This is a genomic window from Vreelandella sp. 21 (assembly GCF_050995515.1).
Classification (GTDB): Bacteria; Pseudomonadota; Gammaproteobacteria; order Pseudomonadales; family Halomonadaceae; genus Vreelandella; species Vreelandella alkaliphila.
The window spans coordinates 299,943-318,952 of the sequence record NZ_CP194673.1 but is presented as its reverse complement, the minus strand read 5'-3'; the positions used below and the strand labels follow the sequence as shown (position 1 = coordinate 318,952).

The 19,010-nt window shown below is 50.4% G+C and carries 12 protein-coding genes; 4 read left to right on the top strand and 8 right to left on the bottom strand.

Annotated features, from left to right (window positions below; genetic code table 11):
* The first annotated feature begins 1,048 nt into the window (after positions 1 to 1,048).
* Positions 1,049 to 2,359, top strand: a complete 1,311-nt coding sequence (locus tag ACN06F_RS01520) for a TonB-dependent receptor (protein ID WP_433924545.1) — start codon at positions 1,049 to 1,051, stop codon at positions 2,357 to 2,359.
* Positions 2,360 to 2,442: 83 nt separating this feature from the next.
* Here ACN06F_RS01520 and ACN06F_RS01515 read toward each other — a convergent pair whose 3' ends face one another.
* The 4 genes from ACN06F_RS01515 to ggt form a co-directional block, all read right to left on the bottom strand.
* Positions 2,443 to 3,705 (bottom strand): NAD(P)/FAD-dependent oxidoreductase, encoded by a 1,263-nt coding sequence (locus ACN06F_RS01515; protein WP_433924544.1) that lies wholly within the window; start codon positions 3,703 to 3,705, stop codon positions 2,443 to 2,445.
* A 159-nt stretch (positions 3,706 to 3,864) separates the two neighbouring features.
* Entirely contained in the window at positions 3,865 to 5,397 is a 1,533-nt protein-coding gene (gene nhaC / locus ACN06F_RS01510) for a Na+/H+ antiporter NhaC (protein WP_433924543.1), read from the bottom strand.
* 484 nt (positions 5,398 to 5,881) lie between these two features.
* Positions 5,882 to 6,823, bottom strand: a complete 942-nt coding sequence (locus ACN06F_RS01505; protein ID WP_038480643.1) for a sodium-dependent bicarbonate transport family permease — start codon at positions 6,821 to 6,823, stop codon at positions 5,882 to 5,884.
* Between the two features lie 259 nt (positions 6,824 to 7,082).
* Positions 7,083 to 8,822: a gamma-glutamyltransferase gene (ggt, locus tag ACN06F_RS01500; protein WP_433924542.1), complete on the bottom strand. Its 1,740-nt coding sequence runs from the start codon at positions 8,820 to 8,822 to the stop codon at positions 7,083 to 7,085.
* A gap of 280 nt (positions 8,823 to 9,102) precedes the next feature.
* Between ggt and ACN06F_RS01495 the strand changes: the two genes are divergently transcribed.
* On the top strand, positions 9,103 to 10,071 hold the full coding sequence (locus ACN06F_RS01495) for a LysR family transcriptional regulator (RefSeq protein ID WP_095604427.1): 969 nt from the start codon (positions 9,103 to 9,105) through the stop codon (positions 10,069 to 10,071).
* Between the two features lie 142 nt (positions 10,072 to 10,213).
* The gene (locus ACN06F_RS01490) at positions 10,214 to 10,807 is read left to right on the top strand and encodes a hypothetical protein (protein ID WP_198349521.1); all 594 of its coding nucleotides are present in this window, start codon (positions 10,214 to 10,216) and stop codon (positions 10,805 to 10,807) included.
* Here the strand turns inward: ACN06F_RS01490 and ACN06F_RS01485 are convergent.
* The gene (locus ACN06F_RS01485) at positions 10,769 to 12,571 is read right to left on the bottom strand and encodes a TRAP transporter permease (RefSeq protein ID WP_253486441.1); all 1,803 of its coding nucleotides are present in this window, start codon (positions 12,569 to 12,571) and stop codon (positions 10,769 to 10,771) included. The two genes, ACN06F_RS01490 and ACN06F_RS01485, sit on opposite strands and share 39 nt — an antisense overlap.
* Positions 12,572 to 12,658: 87 nt before the next feature.
* Entirely contained in the window at positions 12,659 to 13,636 is a 978-nt protein-coding gene (locus tag ACN06F_RS01480) for a TAXI family TRAP transporter solute-binding subunit (RefSeq protein ID WP_433924541.1), read from the bottom strand.
* A gap of 441 nt (positions 13,637 to 14,077) precedes the next feature.
* On the opposite strand from ACN06F_RS01480, the gene nhaD reads away from it, so the two are divergent.
* Positions 14,078 to 15,556, top strand: coding sequence for a sodium:proton antiporter NhaD (nhaD, locus tag ACN06F_RS01475; protein WP_433924540.1), 1,479 nt, complete (start codon positions 14,078 to 14,080; stop codon positions 15,554 to 15,556).
* Between the two features lie 59 nt (positions 15,557 to 15,615).
* On the opposite strand, the gene ACN06F_RS01470 is transcribed toward nhaD, so the two are convergent.
* On the bottom strand, positions 15,616 to 18,141 hold the full coding sequence (locus ACN06F_RS01470) for an EAL domain-containing protein (RefSeq protein WP_231658236.1): 2,526 nt from the start codon (positions 18,139 to 18,141) through the stop codon (positions 15,616 to 15,618).
* Between the two features lie 86 nt (positions 18,142 to 18,227).
* Positions 18,228 to 18,899 carry a glutathione S-transferase gene (locus ACN06F_RS01465; RefSeq protein WP_038480620.1) on the bottom strand — a complete coding sequence of 224 codons (672 nt, stop codon included), beginning with the start codon at positions 18,897 to 18,899 and terminating at the stop codon, positions 18,228 to 18,230.
* Between the last annotated feature and the right edge of the window lie 111 nt (positions 18,900 to 19,010).

The following is a 19,010-nucleotide window of genomic DNA, read 5'->3' as shown; positions in this document are numbered from 1 at the left end:
ATATCCGGGGCGATTCAAAGCTTGCATAAGCAAACCAACTACCTCTTAGCTCTTCTTCCATCTTTCGGACTGCTTTAACTTCACTGGCATGTAGGCCAGACCCACCGAGAAGCTTTACTTGCATTACATTGCTCCTAAAATTTTTAGTTATCTGTCAACATTTCTGCTTCAATTTATTTGCATTAATTGTGATTAGTCAGCCTCTATCCTCTGTCACCTCTTAGAATGCCATTGGCTAAAGTCTTGCTCCGACTGAAATTACGCTTTTGGCATATTGACTTAGGATAAGCTTACTACACCACCTACGAATTTGCAGAGTCACAAGTCCTTTGCAATTGTCATGGATTCGCCCTGCTGGCGCCGAATTGACGTTTTGATACGACATCTTCCCTTCTTCATAACGTTTTTCACCCCCTGGGTATGTCCCGGATTTCTAGGAAAGCTGATCAGAGTAATAACACCAAAAGCCCCTATTACAGGAGCTTAAGCTAATTTTAGGAGTTTCCAATTTTTCTATTAGCTGACGATTTACAGTTCAAAATTGGCGATAATTTTTTTATTATCAGGTTTGTAAGCTTGGTGGCTCTAGTTGCTCAATTATCCATTGTCATTGGAGAGGTATCTGATGGATGCCAACCTCATGACGGGTAAAACAAACTCACCTGCGCAACCAGAGCCACCATTCAAGCATTACGGCTAGACACTTTCTATGGTCCAAGCAGCACCACGACCATTCCTCTTGCGCAATCGCTTACCATTAACTACCCGATCTGCTCTGAACTTGAGTATATTTCCGACTGTGCGGGACGCTGCCTCCACCAGATATCCCTAAAAACCAAGCACCTACGGGTGCTTTTTTTGTGCCTGTAGTCTGAAAATGGTCTGCTTAGGCATAGTGTGGTCAACATTTTGGTCAGTTTTTCTTAAACACCTCACACCCCCTCGAAGCTAGCCGCGTGCAGCGACAGAATTCAGCACAATTGCAATATTGATACAATATAACATATCATTTTGTGCGCTTAATTCTAACGTTTAAGGGAATACACCTGTGCCACGCTCTTTATTTCTGCTTACACCGCTTGCCACTGCTCTGCTTATCAGCTCCTCTGCCTATGCAGATGATCACCATCATGGGCGCGACCATGATCACTCTGGTCATGCTCATGAGCACGACGCCTATGAACATAGCAACGATAAACATAGCGATGCTGAAAACAACATCAACGTTTCCTTAGTTGTGGAAGGCATCTACCACAATCGCTTTTCAGGAGATGAGAACTCGCCTGCCGGCTTTAGCCATGGGCACGAAAGCGGTCACGATCATGAAGAAGGACATGACCACAGCGGCCATAGCCATGATCTCGACAATGGATTTAACCTGGGACACTCTGAAGTGGCTATCGAAGGGCAAACCGCCCACCTTGAGGGCAAGGCCGTTGTTTCGCTAACGGAAGACGATATCACGCTGGAGGAGGCTTTTATTGCGACACGTACGCTGCCTAACGGGCTGCGCTTACAAGCCGGTAAGTTTCTTTCTGATATAGGCTACATTAACAGCCGACACCCTCACGCTTGGGATTTTGTTGAGCGCCCACTGGTCAATGAGTATTTGTTTGGAGAGCATGGTCTGCTCGATACAGGTCTACAGCTAACCTGGTCACCAAACAGCACCTTGACGCTGGGTAGCGAGCTGTTTCAAGGCGAGGGAGAAGGCTTCAGCCGCTTTGATGAAGGGGGCTATGAGGATCGCGCCAGTGGCCCTCGCGTGGGCACAATTTTCGCTAAATACCGCCCAGATCTCGGTGCGAATAAGCAGCTAACGCTGGGAACGTCTGCGGGCATGAACCGTCAGTATGTGCGTGTCGATGACCATGGCCACCATGCCCATACCGCTGAAGGCGACAACTGGTTCGCAGGTTTAGACGCGCGGTTTAACTACGATGCGGAGCAACCTGGTTATCAGGGCAACTGGCAATTAGGTGCGGAATACTTCTATAGCGAACGTGACCTGCAAGAGCATGTGCAACACCATGATCACTTTCATGCACACGACCACTACACTGAGCAACAAGATGGCGCTTACATCGACGCTATTTACGGTATTGCGCCTCGCTGGGAAGTCGGCCTACGGGCAGAAGCATTAGGGTTAACCAACAAAGTGATGGGAACCCACCCTACCGCGATCGTCTCAGAAGACACGTCCTGGCGGCACAGCGCGCAGCTCACTTGGCATGTACGCGATAACATGTTCGTGCGCACCCAACTGACCCGCGAAGACTTTGCAGGGCATGATGAGCAGTGGGTGGGAATGGTGCAGTTCAACGCAGCGTTTGGCAGTCATGCAGGACATAACCACTAAGTGCGCTAAATCATAGATAAAAAGCCCGTCTCATATTCAAGAGACGGGCCCTACCCTTAGCCTGCACACCGCGCAGCCGACAATCAACCACCAGCCAATGTAAAGCGTGATGCACTGAAAGGGCTAATATCCAACTGGCTATCACGCCCTTGTAGCATGTCAGCTACCAGACGCCCCGTCGTGGCACCGAGCGTTAGCCCTAATTGGCCATGACCAAAAGCCATCGCCACGTTTTCAAGCAATGGCGATTTATCAATCACAGGCTTGGTGTCTGGCAAGAAAGGGCGCCAGCCAGCGCCAAACTCCATACCAGCTGTATTCAACGATGGCAGTATCGTCTTGGCTTTTTCAAGAATGATCTCCGCACGCTTGAAGTTCGGTTCAGCACGGTTGCCAGCAAACTCAATCGTGCCGCCGATCTGTAGCCCTCGCTCCATTGGAATCAGGCCAAAGCCGCCATCAGCATAAAAAGTGGCATGGGTTAAATCGACACCAGGGTTGGGTAGCAATACCTGATAGCCACCGACCTTAATCAACGGCACCTTAATGCCTAACGCTTCAAAAAACGCCGAACTGCCGTTGCCTGCAGCGACCACCGCCTGCTCGACCGGCAGCCTCTCACCGCTAGCCAGAGTCACACCAACGGCACGCCCTCCCTGGGTCTCAACACGCGACACACTATCCTGCACAAGCTTGCCGCCCTGCTCTACAAAACTGTGAGCAAGCTCGGTTAGGAAGGTTTCGGTATCGCACACCGTGCGCCAATCTGACAACAACAAGCCGTGAGAAAAGCGTCCCGCTAACGCCGGCTCCATAGCGGCAATCTGTTCGGCATTTAGCGTTTCGGAAACAAACCCTAGCGCGCGGCGTAGCTCTACATAAGTTTGCTCATGGGCCAGCCCAGCCGCATCGTCAAACAGTTCAAGGGTTGGGTGGTGGCCAATCAGATCGTCACGGCGGCACTTCGCTAATAAGGGTTCATAATCCTGAAAGGCGCAGCGCGTTAAGGACGCTAACTCATGGGCAATAGTGTCGATACGCGAACGCCGCGCATGGGTCATAAAACGCAGCATCCAAGGCAGCAGTCCTGGTAATGCTGATGGCCGCAGTGCCAGCGGCCCTTTTTGATCCAGCAGCCATCCAGGCACTTTTTTGATAATACCAGGCTTGGACTGGGGAATAATTTCGCTAACCGCAATCTGCCCGCAGCTCCACTTAGCGGTACTATCGCCGGACATAGCGGGCTCTACGAGCGTTACGTCGAGCCCCTCTTTTTGCAGATATAACGCACAGCAAATACCAACGATTCCACCACCAATGACCACGGTTGGATGCGTTGTAGTCATTATTATCCTCCTGGTTTTATTCGGGCGTGCTTGCAAGCAAACCCAAGTCGCAGCGATTCGGTTGTCGGCAAAAAAACGCCTAGCTCAAAAGACAAACACCCCGCCTTTCGCAAGCTGGGGTGCTGTCTTATCGGTAAAACACGTAACGACTAGTGACGATCAACTCGAGCTAGGAGCCGGATTCGGGCTAGTAACGGCTGCGTCAGCAGCAGCTCCCAATGCTTCGGTAGAGGCAATCGCTTCCCCCTGCTTGTCCCACAGTGCGCGCTCTTCATCGGTCGCTTTGGGCGAGAACAAGCCCATCTGTGCGTAAAGAATACCGATTAAGGGCGATAACCAGCAGGCAAAGGCCAGTGGTATATACAACAGGTTCTCGACGTTACCTTCGCCAATACCAAGTCCTAATACGCTAATGACAAAGGCACCACCTGCGTTCCATGGAATGAGCGGCGACATCAATGTTCCACCTTCCTCAACACCACGCGATAGGTTCAGGGTTGAGTAACCCAGTCCACGGTAGGTAGGCGCGTACATACGCCCCGGTAGCGCAACGGATAGGTAGGGATCGCCTGCCACTAGGTTAGTTGCAAAGGAGGTAGCAATTGCCGAGGTTTGAACGCCTTTGAACGAGCGCACCTTGGACATAATGGACTTAATGATGGTCTCCAGGCAGCCCGTTTTCTCCAACGCACCACCAAAGGCCAGGGCAATCAGTATCAACGAGATGGTCCACATCATCGACTGAATACCGCCACGGTTTAACAGGCTGTCCATGGCTTCCACGCCCGTTTCAATGGAGTAACCATAGTTAGCGTAAGTAACGATATCGTGCAGACCTACCCCCTGAACCGCCATGGCAGTTACTGCACCCGCCATTACACCAGCAAACAGGGAGGGAATCGGCGGCATTTTCTTGACGGCTAGACCAATAACCAGCACCGCTGGCAACAGCAGCCAGATAGAAATAGTAAAGTGCTCGTCTAGTGACGCAGTGATGGCATTAATGCGCTCAAAAGATGCCGCTTGATCATCAATCATGGTGAAGCCCACCACCAGATAGATGGCTAACGCGATCAGCATGGCCGGAAGCGTCGTTGGCATCATGTTTTTGATATGCGAGAACACATCGTTGCCAGTAACCGCCGCCGCCAGGTTGGTGGTGTCGGACAGCGGTGAGACTTTGTCGCCAAAAAAGGCGCCGGAAACAACCGCACCAGCGGTCCAGTAAATCGGAATTTCAAACCCAGCGCCGATACCAACAAGCGCTAAACCTACCGTACCAACGGTTCCCCAGGAGGTCCCCAAGGAAACGGACACCACCGCACAGATCAGCATCGCCGCGGCAAGGAAGAAAGCCGGAGACAACAGAAGAAGGCCGTAATAGATCAGACTGGGCACGGTACCGCTGGCAATCCAGACGCCAATAATCATGCCCACTAAGATCAACACCGAAACCGAAGGCAAAGACACGTTGATAACGTGAAACGCCCCATCTTCAATCCGCTTCCAGCGGAAGCCAAGCTTGATTCCCACTAGCGAGGTTATTGCCAAGCCGATAGCCAGCGGGATATGCGGTGTGAAATCACCAAAATAGAAAATTTGTACCCCGATGGCGATTAGTGTCAGCACAACGGGCACAAGGGCAAGCCCGAGACTGGGTTTTTGACGAACCCTTTTTGGTTTATCTTCCATCTTATAGACCTCGTTATTATTGAGTTTTTAACAGGTTTATCAGCAACGATGTTTTTTGTTCAGCAGGATAATTTTTAGATTTATCATCTAAGGCGTTAGCAATAGACATGTTTTCTAGAGGTATACTGCCTTTTCATCTATACCAGCTAATTAATCACAATGCGTCATCGCACTTTCAACACTTCAACGACATTGCGATCACATCACTGTTACAAAAGAATACGAGGGTAACGATGACTTAACGTGTCCATTCCTCGGCTTTTCGTGCTGCTTCCAGGGGAAATACGCATGATCCAGCAAATAATACTGCTGAACTAAGTACGTTAAGAAACTATTCAAATTTATCTATAAAATCTTCTAAAACAGAAAAATAAACTAAAAAACGCCAGCTTTATAAGCAAGAAGCTGGCGTTAAATTTCAATCAAACAACAAATAACTCCAACAAAAGGCGAATCAAATTGAAGCGATAGCGCGACCCATTTGTTAGTTAAACAAGTACTCCAGCAGCCTATGGTAAAGAGGGATCCCAAGCATCACGTTGAGAGGAAAAGTAATGCCGAGTGACGCTAGCATAGCAAGCCCAATGTTCGCTTGAGGGATAGCTGCGCGCATTGCAGCCGGCGCCGCTATATAGGAGGCACTAGCAGCCAATGCGGCAAGAATCACCACAGAGCCCACTGGCAAACCAACTAGCGTACCTACCAGAATCCCCAGCAATGACAGCAGCAATGGTGTGACCAGTGCAAAGGTCACTAAGCGCCAATGATGCCACGGCATTGGGCGCAGTGTTTGCGCGGCGGTTAACCCCATTTCTAGCAGGAACAACGCCAGCACGCCTTTGAAAGCTCCAGTAAACAGTGCGGTGACTTCCTCTCCTTGAAATGGCCCGTATAGCGTGCCGATCACGACCCCACCCGCTAACAGGATAACGCCTCGATTGGTTAAAGTTTCATGCCATAACTTGCTGGTGCTCTCTTTAACAGCGGCTCCTTGATAGCGTCTAAACAGGGCAATCGCCACCATAATCGCGGGTAGCTCCATAGCGACCAAATAGAGCGTTACTTCACTCCCCACCGCTAACTGACGTGCTTCTACATACGCCAGAGCGACCGCAAACGTACCCGCACTGACCGAGCCATAATGAGCAGCAATGCTAGCGCTGTCGGCGGCGGAAAGGCGCACCCAGCGGCGCAACACTGGCATCAGCATCAGCGGTATAAACGCTGAAAGCAGCGCTACGCCGGTAAGTTCTGGCACCAACCCCCAATGAATATTGCCATGCAGTGCCATTCCTCCCTTTAAGCCAATGGTGAGCATTAATAACAGGCTTAGGGTGTCGTAAGTAGCTTTAGGTACCTGAAGATCCGACTTCACCGCTCCGGCGACTAGCCCCAATAAAAAAAACATCACCACAATATCTGGCATCACCACTGCTCCCTAGGGTCAAAAGAGACTGCATTTTGCGAGCGATGACACTAGATAACTAATAATATATTGAAAGAAAGTCATAGATAATTATCTATGGAGCTATCATCACCCTATCACGACTCATTAATAAGCAGTGGTGATAGTTAATAGGCAGTGATGATAGTTAAACTAAGGACTTGAAAGAGTAGCTAGACGCGATGCCGGAAAGACCCCGCCCTGAGCAATCAGGGCGGGATGGTAAGAGCCTAACGTAACGTTAAAGGCCAATAGCAGATGAGGTGGATCGGCGAGGATCGGCACCACCAAAGAACATCCCATCTTTGATCATGATTGACTGAGCAGCGCCCATGGCTGACTGCTGACTGACCGTGTGGCCACGCTCTTCAAGCAAGTTAAGTGTATCTGGACTAAAGCCTGCCTCAACGCGAATCTCATCAGGCACCCACTGGTGGTGCATGCGCGGTGCGCTAACCGCTGATTGTATATTCATATCATGATCAATAACGTTCATTAACACCTGTAGCGTTGTGGTGATAATACGTGAACCGCCGGGACTGCCAGTAACCAGAAAGTTTTTGCCGTCTTGTTTGACGATAGTGGGCGTCATAGACGAAAGCATTCGTTTGCCTGGCTCGACTTTATTGGCTTCGCCGCCAATCAATCCATAGGCGTTGGGCACGCCGGGCTTGGCTGAGAAATCATCCATTTCGTTGTTGAGCAAGAAGCCCGCGCCATCCACGACGATTCCAGAACCATAGCTGAAGTTGATGGTGTAAGTGTTTGAAACTGCCAGACCACCATCATCTACAATGGAAAAGTGAGTGGTTTCATTAGATTCGTAGTCGTTCGGATTGCCAGGCGCAATGTCTGCACTAGGGGTAGCTTGGTCGCCAATCTGGCTACGCAGTTCGGCTGCATACTCCTTTGAGGTGATGCCGGCTAGAGGCACATCGACAAAGTCAGTATCGCCCAGGAACTCCGAGCGGTCAGCGTAAGCACGTTTCATGGCTTCGGCCATTAGGTGCATGCTTTCAGCAGAGCCAAAACCGAGTTCACCGATGGGGTATTCTTCGAGAATGTTCAGCATTTGCACAATATGAGCACCACCGGAAGAAGGAGGGCTCATGGCGTAAATATCGTAGCCGCGATAAGTACCATGGCTGGGCTCACGGATGATGGGGGTGTAACTAGCCATGTCTTCCATGGTGATCAGCCCATCGTGACGCTCCATCTCGGCAACGATCAGCTCTGCCGTTTCTCCTTCATAAAACTCGCGAGCCCCTTGTTCAGCAATGCGCCTGAGTGTCGCAGCTAGATCAGGTTGCTTGAAAATATCGCCGACCTCGTAGGCGCTACCGTCCTCCTTGAAGAACTTGGCCATGCTCGCATCCCAGGGCTCAAAGCGTTCTCTGGTCTCTTGTAGCCCTTGAACAAAGCGTGGAGGCACCGCGAAGCCATCTTCAGCAAGACGAATGGCGGGCTCCAACGCTTCAGCAAGACTTAGCGTGCCATACTCTTCCAGGGCCAGAGCTAGCCCCGCAACGGTGCCAGGAACACCCGTGGCCAAGTGAGTAAAGCGGGAACGCTCGGTCACTGCATCGCCATTTTCATCTTGGAACATAGCTTCAAAAGCAGCCGAAGGGGCCATCTCGCGATAGTCGATGGCAATGACTTCGTCGCTTGTTTCATCCGAGATCAGCATAAAACCGCCACCACCGATATTGCCGGAACGTGGCTGGGTCACCGCTAGCGCAAAGCCAGCTACTACGGCTGCATCAACGGCGTTGCCTCCTTCAGCAAGAACATCACGGGCAACCTCTGAGGCAAGAAAGTGGCTGGTAGCGACCATGCCATGGCGGCTCTCTTGGGGATGAAAGCGCTCACCTTCCAAGATCGCTTGCTGAGAGAATGCCTGTGGAGAGACTAACAACCCGCCGATACATAAACTGGCCGTCAGCGTTTTAAGCGGACGCGAAGTTAAAAAGGGGATCAACATAGGTGGAATTCCTTATAGTTATTAGCTTAAAAATATTTAGAATATAACAGCATGCTTTTCTTTAAAGCTATTCAAAGCCATGTTCTTGGCATTGAGAGCAACCCAACGTACACCACCTTAGTGTAATGTGGTTTAAACTCTTTTGTCTTCACCTGTCCATTAACGGCAAGGAATAGCCTAGCTTTTCGATGATGGCTTGCCAGGTATTCGTTGATAAAGCTGATCTACACCACTACCCAATAATGATGCATTAAGAGACGCTCCAGGAGTTTCGGTCGCTATGAACATTCGCCATCTGACCTTTAGGTTGCTCCAGGTATACGTAACCGTCGTTAGGTGTGGTTCCATCAGCGAAGCCGCAAGGCAGCTTCACCTTACCCAGCCAACCGTCTCACAGCAGTTGAAACGCCTCCGAGAAGCGGTAGGCAGCCCGTTGTTAGAACAGCATGCCCAGCGACTGACAATGACCGCCACAGGGCAAGCTCTTTATCAGGCAAGTCGGGATGTTTTGGGGCGCTTTGACGACTTTGCGGACCAGCTCAGTGATTTACAGTATGGCAGTAAGGGGCGATTTAGCATTGCCCTCGTGAACACTGCTCAGTACGTCTTACCACGCCTCTTAGGGCCTTTTAGTCAGGCGTTCCCTGATGTCGATGTCACCGTTCATATCGGTAATCGTCGACAGGTATTGGCGCGCTTTGAGCGCCAGGAAGACGATCTTTATGTCTTTAGCCATCCGCCCGCGCTTGCTCACGCGGTCGCGTCACGCTTTATGCGCAACCCCTTAGTTGCCATTGCCGCCGCCGACCACTCTCTGGCTCAACAGAAAGCCGTGACGATGGAGCAGCTACTAAGTGAGCGCTTACTGCTACGCGAGCCTGGCTCTGCCACACGCATGCTATTAGACAGCTGGCTGCAAGAGCACGGACTGACCATGCAAAAAACATTACAGATGGCCAGTAACGAGGCCATACGAGTAAGCGTGGCAGCCAATATGGGCGTTGCAGTGTTATCTGAACACGTTTTGCCTAATGAGCATCCTGACCTAGTAGTATTACCCGTTCAGGGGTTACCTATTGAAAGTCACTGGCAATTTATAGTGCGTAATGATCAGCGCCTTCCACAGTCAGCACAGCGCTTTCTTCACTACGTTCACGAACACCTGACACAGTGGATTGAACCGCGCTTTGTATGCAATGAACTAGACACCCTACTGAACGCCTACCCGACGTTTCCCTTGCGTGGATAGCGCTTCGATTAATTGACTTGCAGACGCAGCTACTTCACTAATATTTGAAAGTCAGATGACGTTTTTAATAATGCATTGCTGAGTGGCTAGTGGCTACTCTACTACCTAGCGTTCCACTTAACTATTTTCTAAGGAGCTCGCTGTGCAAATTGCCACCCTCGGCCCTAGCGGCAACAATCATGAATTAATTGCTCTGCGCTATTTAGCGAAGCATGGTCAGCCATCCACGAATCTTCATCTTTTCGAACAGTTTGAAGAGGCGTTTGAAGCGCTGGTTGAGGGGCGAGTAAGCCACCTACTCCAGTGCACCGCTCACTTTTCCCACAGCGATTGCGTGGGCCGCTATATGCACCGCGCCTATCCGGTTGATGTCTTTATTGCCGGCAGCAAGCCTTTAGCGTTAGTTGCCCAGCGTAGTATTGCCTCCCCTCATCATGTAGCTATTCAGCCAGCTACCCGCCACTACACGGATTTAAGCAGCTTTGGCGATATTATCGAAGCACCCACGACGGTTGCCGTGGCAGAAGGCTTGCTAGCGGGTACCTTTGAGGCCGGGATTTGCGCTGAAGAGGTCGTAAAACAAGCGCCTGAGCAACTTAAGCTGGTGCAGTCGCTGGGGCCTGCACTAGATACCTGGGTGGTGTATGCCACCACCCAATTACCGGCCACGTCGCCGTTGTTTTTAAACCATGCGCCATTAAACGAGAAAGATAACAGCCGCGCCCGCCACCACTAGTATTACGCGAAGCCAAATGGCTTTACGGGCAATGACACCAAACGAAATAGCCGTTAAACCAGCGGCTATTTTTAAACCATCGAGCAAAGCGCCCGCTGGATTAAAAGCAAGCTGAATAACGTCAGGGTTCGCGACCATCGCCAAGGGAATGATGTACAGCCCTATCCCCAGAGCCATAGCCTTAAGCGCTACTTTGAGCCAGTTTTCACCTACCATTCCCGCCGCGATAAACACTCCTCCACAGACAGGCGGCGTAATCGTCGAGAGCAGTGCGTACCAAAACACAAACAGGTGCGCCAACAACGGCTCTAATCCGAGTGATATAAGCGCTGGCCCCGCCACCGACACACAAATCACATAGGCTGCTGTTGTCGGCACCTCCATGCCCAAAATCAGGCAGGCCAGTGCGGTTAACAACAGCGCAGGCCATAGCAGGTCATTTGAGAGCGATAAGATACCCGACGTTATCTTTACGCCAAGGCCTGTTAACGAGAGCACACCAATCACCAGTGAGGCACACAAAATAATCGCGCCAATGGTGGCAATTTGCCGCCCTGCGGTAACCACCGCATCCGCTAAGCGATTTGCAAACCCAGTGATTGAGAAACGCAGCGTAACATCGACCAGCAGCAGCGCTACGCCGGCAAATATCGCAATACTAGCGGCATATTGAGGCGTGTACCCGCCGTTAAAAATACGCTCTAACAGCAGTACAAACGGCACCGCAAAAAAGAGCGATGTGATGAGCACTTCTTTGGCGGCTGGCTGCTCGCTGGCATCAATCGGCTGCAAGTCATGACGCGTTGCGTAGGCATTAATTCCCATCCATACCGTCAGAAAATAGAGCACGGCCGGTAGCGTTGCTGCTGCCATGATTTGTGTGTAGGGCGTGCCGGTTAGCTCTACCATGACAAAGGCTCCCGCCCCCATCAGCGGTGGCATTATTTGCCCGCCTGAAGACGCCACCGCTTCTACCGCGCCCGCAAACGAACGCGGGTAGCGCAAACGTACCATAGAGGGAATCGTAATCGCCCCAGTAGAGGCAACGTTCGCTGAGGCTGAACCTGAAATGGAACCCATCAGCGCCGACGAAATCACCGACACTTTAGCCGCACCACCGGTTAAGCGCCCAGCAACGGCACTCGCTAAATTCATGAAACCTTGGCCAGCTTCGCCAGCATTAAGCACCGCACCAAAGATCACAAAGATAGCCACGACACCCACGCTAACTCCCGTCAGCGAGCCCCAAAGCCCTCCTTCTGCAATCGTCAATGAGCCCACCATGCTTTGCAGCGGCAAACCAGGGTGACCAAACGCCCCCGGCACATACTGCCCGAAAGCCCCATAAAGCAGTGCCACTAGCGCAACCAACGGCAGCGGCCAACCAATCGCACGTCTTGCGGCCTCCAGGGCCAGCACAATTAAGAAAAGGCCAATCGCCATCTGCAGATGGGTATCAATAAAGCCATACTGATTCGCAAGCGTGGCTTCGTTAAGCGCGATGTAGGCGCAAGCTGCTATCCCCAATAGCGTCAGCCCCCAGCCACTAATGCGCTGAAAGGGGGTTTTAGCCATATAAATCAACACCCAAGGCAGCAGTAGCGCCATATGCAACGGCCTGCTCACCAGGGCGGGCGTTAAACCGTAAAAAATAAGTCCTAAATGAAACCCAACGCTAATGACACCTAACGCGATCCAACCAGGGGGCGCCACCGCATTAGGTGTGGCGTTATCAACCGTCTGAGACGAAAAAAGAGCATGCATGCCGAGTTGCCTATCCCTATAAAACAACGCAACGGCCTACAGACCGTTGCGTATTATCAGTGCCAAAAAACGCTGCGAAGGCAGCCTTTATCGAAGAGCGTCAGGCACATCGACTCCCGCTTCTTCATAATAACGCAGTGCACCGGGGTGCAGCGTGCCGGTCATATTACTCAGCATGTCAGGCGAGATACTGCTCCACCAAGCCGTTTCTTCAGCCATGGCATCGCGACGCTCCCAGAAGGTTTTTGTCAGCGCATACGCGGTATCGTCATCCATTTGTGAAGTTGTATAGGCGATGACCGGCAGCGACGTAGTTTGAACATCCTCATCCACGCCTGGGTACGTGCCACCAGGAATCGTCTGACGAGCAGCACCTGTTTGCGCTATCTGCTCATCGCTAAAGCTAACCAGGGTGATTGGCATGCTGGCAGCCGTTTCAATAACATTCGGGGTTGGGAAGGAGCTGGCCGTCACAAAGGCATCAATCTGACCATTTTTTAACGCATCTGGCCCACTTCCAATAGAAGCATCAGCAATACGCACTTTCTCTTCCAGCCCAAACAGCTCTAGATACCGAGTAGCTTCCCGAGCGCCAAAAGTACCTCGGCCGATTAAGATATGCTTATCTTCAAGCGCAGCCATATCGGCCACACCGCCATCGCCTGCAATCACAAAATGCATAGTGATAGAGGGAATAGGAAATAGGCCGCGGATCTCTTGGAAACGAGGATGCTGACGCTCGGCAAAAGCCCCTTCCCCAGCCATAGCCTGTTCAACTAAGGCTGGCGGCGTAGTGAATACATAGTTACCTTGCCGGGCCATCACCTCCATCACGTTCTGCACCGAGCCCTGACTCTCTTCTAGTGTCAGGATAATGGCATCGTCAGTGCCTTGGCGCACTGCCTCAGAGAGCTCAACACCCATCTGGTAATAGGCGGTTCCCGCCGATGCTGATTTATAGGTAACCCGTGTTTCTGCTTGTGCTGTCATTGCAGCAGCGGCAAGGGCAAGCGTGGCGGCCGAGATGCCTAACGTGCGATAAAGGGAGCGAATTGAATGATGCATATGAGTTCCTTAACGTGTCCAACGGCCAGCTGTGTGGCCTCGTTTTTATTGACTAAAAGCGATGACAAAAGCTAAATTCCAAGCCTTTAGACGCGACATAATGATCAACCATACCAACACAGCCATCAATATGATCGCGCAGGTTGCTCAGTTTTATTACAGCCTGAAGATCGACCCACAAGCAGCAAATATACCTACAAAGCAACGGAGACCAACAAATATCGTAAATCTATTATGTTTATCTGACTTATGATTAAACTCTTTACATTTATTTGACCATATTACTATTAGCTAAACGGATAATTTCCAAAAAAAAGACGTAATAACTTGCTTATCAAAGCATTTCATTCGGTTTAATTCCGTATTGCAATGCAATATAACTTGTTAAACTAACGCCGCTTATTCCCCCTACCTTTTAACCAATATAAGGATAAACACGCCATGCCGACGTTACATAATGACCCAGGCCAGCTCCGAGTTTCTCGTTGCTGGCCTTTTTTGTTAGCAGCCTTATTATTATCCATTAGTCCTTCCGCTTTTGCAGTGACTGGAGATATCGACTTAACCTCCTCAACCGTCGGATTTTTTGCCGTAGCAATCTTCGTGCTTGCCTATGCCTTAGTAATGGCAGAAGAAAAAATCCACATGCGTAAGTCTAAACCGGTACTGGTTGCTGCCGGTATTATTTGGGGACTCATTGGCTGGGTGTACGTCCAAAACGGCATGTCTGATACGTCAGAGCATGCGTTTCGTGTGACACTTTTGGAGTTCACCGAGCTAATGCTGTTCCTACTGGTTGCCATGACGTATATCAACGCCATGGAGGAGCGCCGTGTATTTGATGCCCTGCGCTCGTGGATGCTGCGCAAAGGCTTTAGCTACCGCCAGCTGTTCTGGTTAACGGGCGGCCTTGCCTTTGTGCTATCGCCAATTGCCGATAACTTAACCACAGCGCTGCTAATGTGTGCCGTTATCACCAAAGTTGCTGAAGGGGATAAACGCTTCATTAATCTCGCCTGCATCAACGTTGTGGTAGCCGCCAATGCCGGCGGTGCCTTTAGCCCCTTTGGCGACATCACCACGCTGATGGTCTGGCAAGCAGGTATTATTCAGTTCCAGGAGTTTTTCATCCTATTCCTGCCCTCCTTGATAAACTTCCTGATTCCTGCCGTCATCATGAGCATGTTTATTAAGGATCAGAAGCCCAGCAGCGTTTATGAAGATGTCTGGCTCAAACGCGGTGCACGGCGAATCATTGCACTGTTTTTGATCACTATCGCCACTGCTGTAATGTGTCATACGCTGCTGCACTTGCCACCTGTACTCGGCATGATGACTGGCCTTGGCTACCTACAGTTTTTCGGCTATTACCTACGCCGCAGCCTGCCTCGCTCACTGGAACGCAAGCGTGAACGCTATAGCCGCCGAGGCGATAATAAAAAGCTCGAGCAGTTAGGTGGTGTAGTGCCGTTTGATGTTTTCAACCGTGTCGCCCGCGCCGAGTGGGACACACTGCTGTTCTTCTACGGGGTTGTTATGTGCGTAGGCGGCCTTGGCTTTATGGGCTACCTTGGACTGCTTTCCGAAGCGCTTTACACCGGTTGGAACGCCACCTGGGCCAATATTGTCTTGGGGGTTGTGTCAGCGGTAGTCGATAACATTCCGGTAATGTTCGCGGTACTGACCATGGAACCGGACATGTCCCACGGGCATTGGCTACTGATTACGTTGACGGCCGGTGTGGGGGGAAGCTTACTCTCAATCGGCTCGGCAGCGGGGGTTGCGGTGATGGGTCAAGCGCGTGGCGCTTATACCTTTATGGGCCACCTACGCTGGGCACCCGTTATTTTTCTCGGCTACGTCGCCAGTATCCTTGTTCATCTGTGGCTTAACGCCGACAGCTTTGCCGTCTTTGGTTAACAAACAGCTGTAATCAGCTCAAGTCCGCGTCAAGCGCTAACAAGTGCTGCGCGGGCTTTTTAGTACGTCTCAAATAAATACTCAATTGGCGTCGGGCGGCCAAATAAATAGCCCTGGTAGCGGTAGCAGCCATGGCCTTTAAGCCAATCAAACTGCTCTTTTTTCTCGACGCCTTCAGCCACCACAGTCAAGCCAAGACTGACCGCTAAAAGGATAGTGGTATCTACAATCGCCGCATCGGTCTTGTCTGTTAGCAATTCACGAATAAACGACTGATCAATCTTCAACTCATCCAGCGGTAAGCGCTTTAGGTAGCTCAGCGACGAATAGCCTGTGCCAAAATCATCCAGCGCGAAGCGAATGCCTTGGGAACGAAGCTTTAGCATGGTGCTGCGGACTCGCGTGGGCTCACTCATCAACAGACTTTCTGTTACCTCCAACACCAAACGGCTTGGTGGGGCCTGGGTTTGTGCTAACAAGCTTTCTACATCGCGTATGAACCCAGGTTGCTGGAACTGCACCGAACTCACGTTAACGGAGATAGTGAGTGCTGCATATGCAGGTTGCTGCGCCCATTTTGCTAACTGTTCACAGGCTAATTTCAATACCCAGTGCCCAATAGGCAGAATCAACCCGTTTTCTTCCGCCAGAGGGATAAAGGTGGCTGGTGATACCCAGCCACGCTGAGGGTGGTACCAGCGTAATAAGGCCTCAACGCCAGTAGTGACGCCTTGATGATTGACCTGAACTTGGTAATGTAGCGACAGCTCATTGCGCTCTAAGGCTTGATGCAGATCCCCCTCAAGCTTGGCCCTTTCTAGCACACTAGTTTGCATATCCATATTAAAAAAGCGCAACGAGTTACCGCCAGCCGCTTTAGCTTGTTGTAGCGCCATATCTGCTTGTTGTAAAACATTGTTTACGCTTAACCCTGAACACTTAAACAGTGAAATGCCAATACTGGCGGTAATCGGCAGTGCCCGGTCGTTACGCAGCTTAGCAACCGCTTCTAAGAGCTGCCTTGCAAGGCGTTCAGCCTTGTGTGTTGCTTTACCTTGTTGCTCACCTAATGCATTTAACAGTACGACAAACTCATCGCTACTAAAGCGGGCAACGGTTGCCTCCTGAGGCAGGTGTATTTGCAATCTTTCGGCAACATTAATCAGTAATTGATCACCACTCTCGTGGCCTTGAATGTCATTCACCAATCTAAAATTATCTAGATCAACGATAAAGATTGCGCTGAAGTTTATTGTGCAATTATTTTGATCCGTGACATCAGCTAATAATTCCATGAGACGCCGACGATTGGGGAGACCTGTTAATGCATCATAAAACGCTAGGCGATGGGTTTTAGATTGCATTTCCAGATACTCAGTAAGCTCTGTAGAGATACCGCATAAGCTAGGCGCTTCACCTGGTGCCATGGTTAACGGCATCTTAATAGAAAGAAAAGTACGTACATGCTCCTCACCCTGCAGCATACTATGCTCTTCAACCGTTACTTTTTTGCCTGAATCTAAAACATTTTGATCGATTTTTCTTGTTGCTTCGGCGCTTTCGGCATCAAAAAAATCAGCATCACGCTTTCCAATAATATTTTCTGTGGACTGATTAAAAAGCTCACTTATTCGACGATTGACGTAACGATACTTTAGCGAGGGAGATTTAATATAGATAAAGGCATCTACACTATCTAAAATAGTCGCCAATAGCGCCTCATGAGTAGTTAACTGATCTCGGTTAATTTTCATTCGGCGCTTAAGCAGTATGTTGCCTAACAGCGCTAAAACAAGCAGTAAAATAAGTAAACCACCCCCCCACCACATCCATGTAGGAGTTAATTGTGATGGGGTTGACTTAGCTCGCCATGCACTTAACGTTTCATAATAAACAGAGCCATTATCCTGCTTCCAGCGACGTAAAACATCATCGATATGATTAAGTATCTCATCAGAGAGTTGAGGTGAGGCGGCATAAAAAAGCCTTGCTGGCTGAAAAATAACAGGCGTATCACGCAACCCATAATCGTGAGCCCGCCAGTCGCCAAATAGGTGATTAGCGGCCACAAGGTCTGCCTCACCATCCGCAACTGCCTGAAACCCTCTGGCGAAACTACTCACGGGCAGCCAAGTGACGTTGATATCAAAACGCTCGGTTACCGCCGCCAAATAGCTTTGCTGAACGGACCCTGACACCACGGCTACACGCTGCCCCTCAAGATCAAAAATAGCGCCGATCTTAGCCCCTTCACGCTGGTAAAGCTGTGACCAGCTATGCATCACCGGCTCTTCATGAAACGAGATACGCTGAGCACGCTCTACACTCCAGGCAACGTCAGGTAATAGGTCAATGTCTCCTTGCTCTAACAAGGTAAGACAGTGTTGAAAGTCACATTGAAGACTTTCAAGCTGCCACTGCTCTTCTTTGGCAATCGCCTGCAAAAGGTCGCCTAGCACGCCTCGAGGGCGACCTTCATCGTCAGCGAAGAGTTTTGGCGGATTGTGGTACACACCAACGGTCAGTGTCTCAGCCGATAAGGGGGTTGTTGCCAAACATCCAGCTAGCAGTAATGTTCCCGACATAAAGTGGGCTAGAGCGCACAACGCCCCCTTTTGAGTAGAAGATGAGCGAAGTCCGAAACAGCTCAACGTCTGGAGCATAGATAAACCTACGCACCGGGCATGGTAAGGGGGCCTGCGCGCTCAACAACCCGTTGCCAGGCAGGATCACTTTCAATACGCGCCACAAATGCTGCGATAGCCGGATACGTTGCCAACGATTGTGTCGCGGCAACGGCCTGTAGCGGAAAACTCATTTGTATATCGGCCCCACTCGGCCAGTCACCCGCAAAATTACTTCGTTTGTCTAGGTGCGATTCAATAATGGTTAGATGTTGTTTTAGTTGGGGCTGGATAAACCGCTGCTGCACCGTTGAGCTAATTCCTTTTGCTAACGGCTTAATCAGCCACGGAGACTGCTTAGGCAATTGGCTAAAGACCAGCCCCATCACTAACAGCGGCATTAACGAACCTTCTGCATAGTGGAGCCAGTAGCGATAATTCACCCACTCATTACGGTTTTCTTCAAGGAGCTGATCTTTGGCATTACCATAGCAGTTGACGAGATAATCAATAATTGCCCCTGATTCTGCCACGGTCAGCTCACCGTCGGTAATAACTGGCGACTTACCCAGCGGATGGATTTTTTTAAGTGATGCCGGGGCTAGCTGAGTTTTAGGATCGCGCTGATAAACCTCAATATCATAATCAAGGCCAAGTGTTTCCAGAAGCCATAAAATACGGTGCGAGCGGGATTTTTCGAGATGGTGAACGCGGATCATAACTACTCCATGGGGCGACTTGGTACGCTAGCATTGCACCAAAGTCAGTTATCCTTTTACTGCAAGCGTATTTAGCTTAGCACTATTGCAGCGTTGAACCCCATGAAGCTT

Bases quoted from the DNA above. Each gene is read 5' to 3' on its own strand.
- ggt (WP_433924542.1), bottom strand. From the start codon at position 8,822: ATGTTGATCCCCTTTTTAACTTCGCGTCCGCTTAAAACGCTGACGGCC.
- nhaC (WP_433924543.1), bottom strand. From the start codon at position 5,397: ATGGAAGATAAACCAAAAAGGGTTCGTCAAAAACCCAGTCTCGGGCTT.
- ACN06F_RS01515 (WP_433924544.1), bottom strand. From the start codon at position 3,705: ATGACTACAACGCATCCAACCGTGGTCATTGGTGGTGGAATCGTTGGT.
- ACN06F_RS01505 (WP_038480643.1), bottom strand. From the start codon at position 6,823: ATGCCAGATATTGTGGTGATGTTTTTTTTATTGGGGCTAGTCGCCGGA.
- ACN06F_RS01480 (WP_433924541.1), bottom strand. From the start codon at position 13,636: ATGCATCATTCAATTCGCTCCCTTTATCGCACGTTAGGCATCTCGGCC.
- nhaD (WP_433924540.1), top strand. From the start codon at position 14,078: ATGCCGACGTTACATAATGACCCAGGCCAGCTCCGAGTTTCTCGTTGC.
- ACN06F_RS01470 (WP_231658236.1), bottom strand. From the start codon at position 18,141: ATGTCGGGAACATTACTGCTAGCTGGATGTTTGGCAACAACCCCCTTA.
- ACN06F_RS01485 (WP_253486441.1), bottom strand. From the start codon at position 12,571: ATGCATGCTCTTTTTTCGTCTCAGACGGTTGATAACGCCACACCTAAT.
- ACN06F_RS01495 (WP_095604427.1), top strand. From the start codon at position 9,103: ATGAACATTCGCCATCTGACCTTTAGGTTGCTCCAGGTATACGTAACC.
- ACN06F_RS01465 (WP_038480620.1), bottom strand. From the start codon at position 18,899: ATGATCCGCGTTCACCATCTCGAAAAATCCCGCTCGCACCGTATTTTA.